At 63.7% G+C, this 2,852-nt stretch carries 2 protein-coding genes; both read right to left on the bottom strand.

Translation table 11 applies throughout. The annotated features are described in order from the left end of the window. Positions 1–78: 78 nt before the first annotated feature. Positions 79–1,383, bottom strand: coding sequence for an ABC transporter substrate-binding protein (locus EOC06_RS26110; protein WP_128309131.1), 1,305 nt, complete (start codon positions 1,381–1,383; stop codon positions 79–81). A 152-nt stretch (positions 1,384–1,535) separates the two neighbouring features. After that, positions 1,536–2,852 (bottom strand): hypothetical protein (locus tag EOC06_RS26105; RefSeq protein ID WP_128309130.1); only part of this gene is annotated, 1,317 nt, incomplete at its 5' end.

The raw sequence follows: 2,852 nt of genomic DNA, 5'->3' as shown, positions 1-2,852 counted from the left end.
ATCTCCCCCCTTGAGGGGGAGATGGCCGGCAGGCCAAAGGGGGGTGGGCCGAAGGGCACTGTGCTTACAAAACCAGGCTCACAGCGCCTGCGTCGTATAATCTCCCTCGGCCTCGTAAAGCCCGTCCTCGATCTTGGTCTTGTGCACGACCTTGAGCTTGCCGCACTCGACCTTGGAGATGTTCTGGATACCAAAGCACTGGTGGATCTTGCCGTTGAAGGTTTTTGGCCCCTGCGGATGCTGCGGGCCTTCGGCGAACTCGGTCAGTGCCTCGGTCGCCTCGACCAGCTTGGCGCGGTCTTCCGGACCCTTGTAGCCGGCGTCTTCCATTGCCTTCTTGACGACATAGAGCGTCTCCCAGCAGCCGAACATGTGGGCTGCGGTGGAGACATCCTTGGGATCGCCGACGGCAGCGCCATTGTCATCGATGCCGACAGCGGTGCGGTAGGCCTTCTGCGCTTCGGAATCGTTGGCCTGCGCATAACGCGGCGAGCCTTCCCAGAAATGGCTGCCGTCGAGGAATTCGAGGCCGGGGCTGTTGATGTCGGTGGCCTCGAGCGAATCGATGAAGCCGAACAGTTGCGGTCGGTTGGAGCCGTAGAATTCGCCGAGCTCCTTGACGAAAGTGAGCACGGCCGGGCCGACCATGACGTGGTAGATCACCTCGGTCTCGGCCGGGATCTGCGGGAAGTATTTGGTGAAGGACGATTCCGTCGGCGGGATGGCGATCTGCGCGATGACCTCGCCGCCTTGCGCCTTCAGTGCCGGCGGCAGGTAGTCGCGATGGTCGTAGCCGAAGGCGAAATCGGGGAATATCTGCGTCACCTTCTTGCCGGCATTGGCCGCGATCCAGGGCGCCATCGACTGGATCTGGCTCTTCACGTCGGTGATGCCGGGCTGGAAGACATAGCGGTTCAGCTTGGTTGAAGCGACGTGGTGGCCTTCGCTGACGACGAAATAGGGCATCTTGTTTTCGCCGGCGGCGGGCGCAGAGCCGATGACGACATGCGAGAACAGCGTGCCGAAGACGATGTCGGTCTTGTGCTGGGTGGCGAACTTGCCGACCACCTCGGCGCCACGGCCGGGATCGGTGCCGTCATCCTCGATGATCACCTCAACCTGACGGCCGTTGATGCCGCCGGCGGCGTTGATCGCCTTGACCGCGGCAGCGGTGGTCTTCTCGTACCAGCGGCCATAGGCGGCGCCGATGCCGGTTCGGTGCGACTGAAAGCCGATCTTGATCGGCGCCGAGCTCTGCGCCTGCGAATAACGGACGAAGCCGGGGGCAAGGGCCAGGCCGGCGCCGGCGGCCAGACCCTTCAGCGCTGTGCGGCGAGTCAGGGCAGTCTTGGAGAGGTCGAAAAATCCGTTCTTGTCAGCCATGTTCGTTCCTCTGTTTTTCAGTTTTGACCAACGATAAGGCGGCTTCGGCATCCTCGCTCAGAGGACGCAAAAAATTGCATGTGTACAAACTAAATCACCAAAGCCTTGATGTGGCAAGCGAGCTTCCCGACGATATCGAGGCCGTCCTTTTCTCATCCGGTGGTCGGCGTGGCAAGCAACCAGAGGCCGAAGACGGTGTAGGCGATCATCAGCAAGGTAAGCGGGAACTGGCTGAGGGCTGCACGGGCAGGCTGTGGGTGCAGGCGCCAGGCGAAGCCGTGGGCGACGAGGACGGCGAGCACGTGGCCAAGGATGATGGCGCCGGCCTGGACATTCCACAACCACCACGCCGAGTCCGCCCCGGCAACGATGCCGGCTTCGATCTGCATGTCGGCGGTGCCGAACAGGTTCCAGCCCATCGCGAACGGGTCGGAAAGTGCCGCAAGCGCATATTGGCCGTCGACGAGCAGCGCCGTCAGATAATGCGCGACATGATAGGCGAGCGCGATCGGCACGATCGACCACACCAGCAGGCCGGCCGCCTGGGCAAGGGTGTGATCGCTGCCGGCAAGACGCTGGCCAAGCCAGACGGCAAGCAGGAACACCGCCGCAAGCAGCACGAATGTCAGGATCAGCCCGAAAGTGCCGCTGCCGATCAGCGCGGTGCGGCCGGGAAATTCGAGCGGATTGATGCCGAACAGGCCGAGCCAGAAGAAGGTTTTCGACAGGCCGTCGAAGGACACCGACGACAGGGCGAGCAGCAGGAAGGCGATGCCGCTGGCCGGCAGGGGCTGCGCCGTCAGCAGCTTGGCGCCGGGCCAGCACAGGCCAAGCCGGCCGTCTTGGTTGCGTTCGGCCACGGCGAAGCGCGCCACCATCGAGAAGAAAACCGTCAGGAATTCACCGCTGCGGCTCCAGTCGCGATAGCCGAACGCCAGCATGGCGAGGAAAGAGAACAGCCAGTAGAGGCCGGCGGCCAAGGCCAGCCGCCCCGGATCGTCGGGCGCCGGATCGATGAGTTCGAACCAGGCGAAGGCGAAGAACAGGATGACAGCCGGCCAGCAGCCGACCCATCCGGGCAGGCGCCATGCTCCGTGATCCCTGGTCCCGAACAGGCGCGAGGCGAGACGCCATGCTCCATACCAGGGGTTCAGCCATGACCAGAGGTCGCCGAAGACACCCTGCAGCAGCGTGACGCCGGCCCACAACAGTGTCCAGATCACCAGTGGCAGAGGATTGGAAAGCGGGTCGCGGCTGCCGAAAAGGCCGGCGGCTATGAGGATTACAAAGCCGGCAAAGGAGAGCAGGCTGATGACGGTGCGGGCGGCGTTGCTGAGGGCAAACAACGGCAGGCGCCGGCGCCAGAAACGGTCCAGCAAATCCGCAGGCAGCAGCGCCAGGACGAGGAAGCTGACGGCCACGGCGAAGGCGCCGCCGATCAGATAGTAGCCGGTCGGCAGCAGCAGGAC

The organism is Mesorhizobium sp. M7A.F.Ca.MR.362.00.0.0, from assembly GCF_004023175.1.
Taxonomy (GTDB): domain Bacteria; phylum Pseudomonadota; class Alphaproteobacteria; order Rhizobiales; family Rhizobiaceae; genus Mesorhizobium.
This window is presented reverse-complemented; position numbering and strand designations above follow the sequence as displayed.

Coding starts and splice junctions, on each gene's coding strand:
- EOC06_RS26110 (WP_128309131.1), bottom strand. CDS start 1,383: ATGGCTGACAAGAACGGATTTTTCGACCTCTCCAAGACTGCCCTGACT.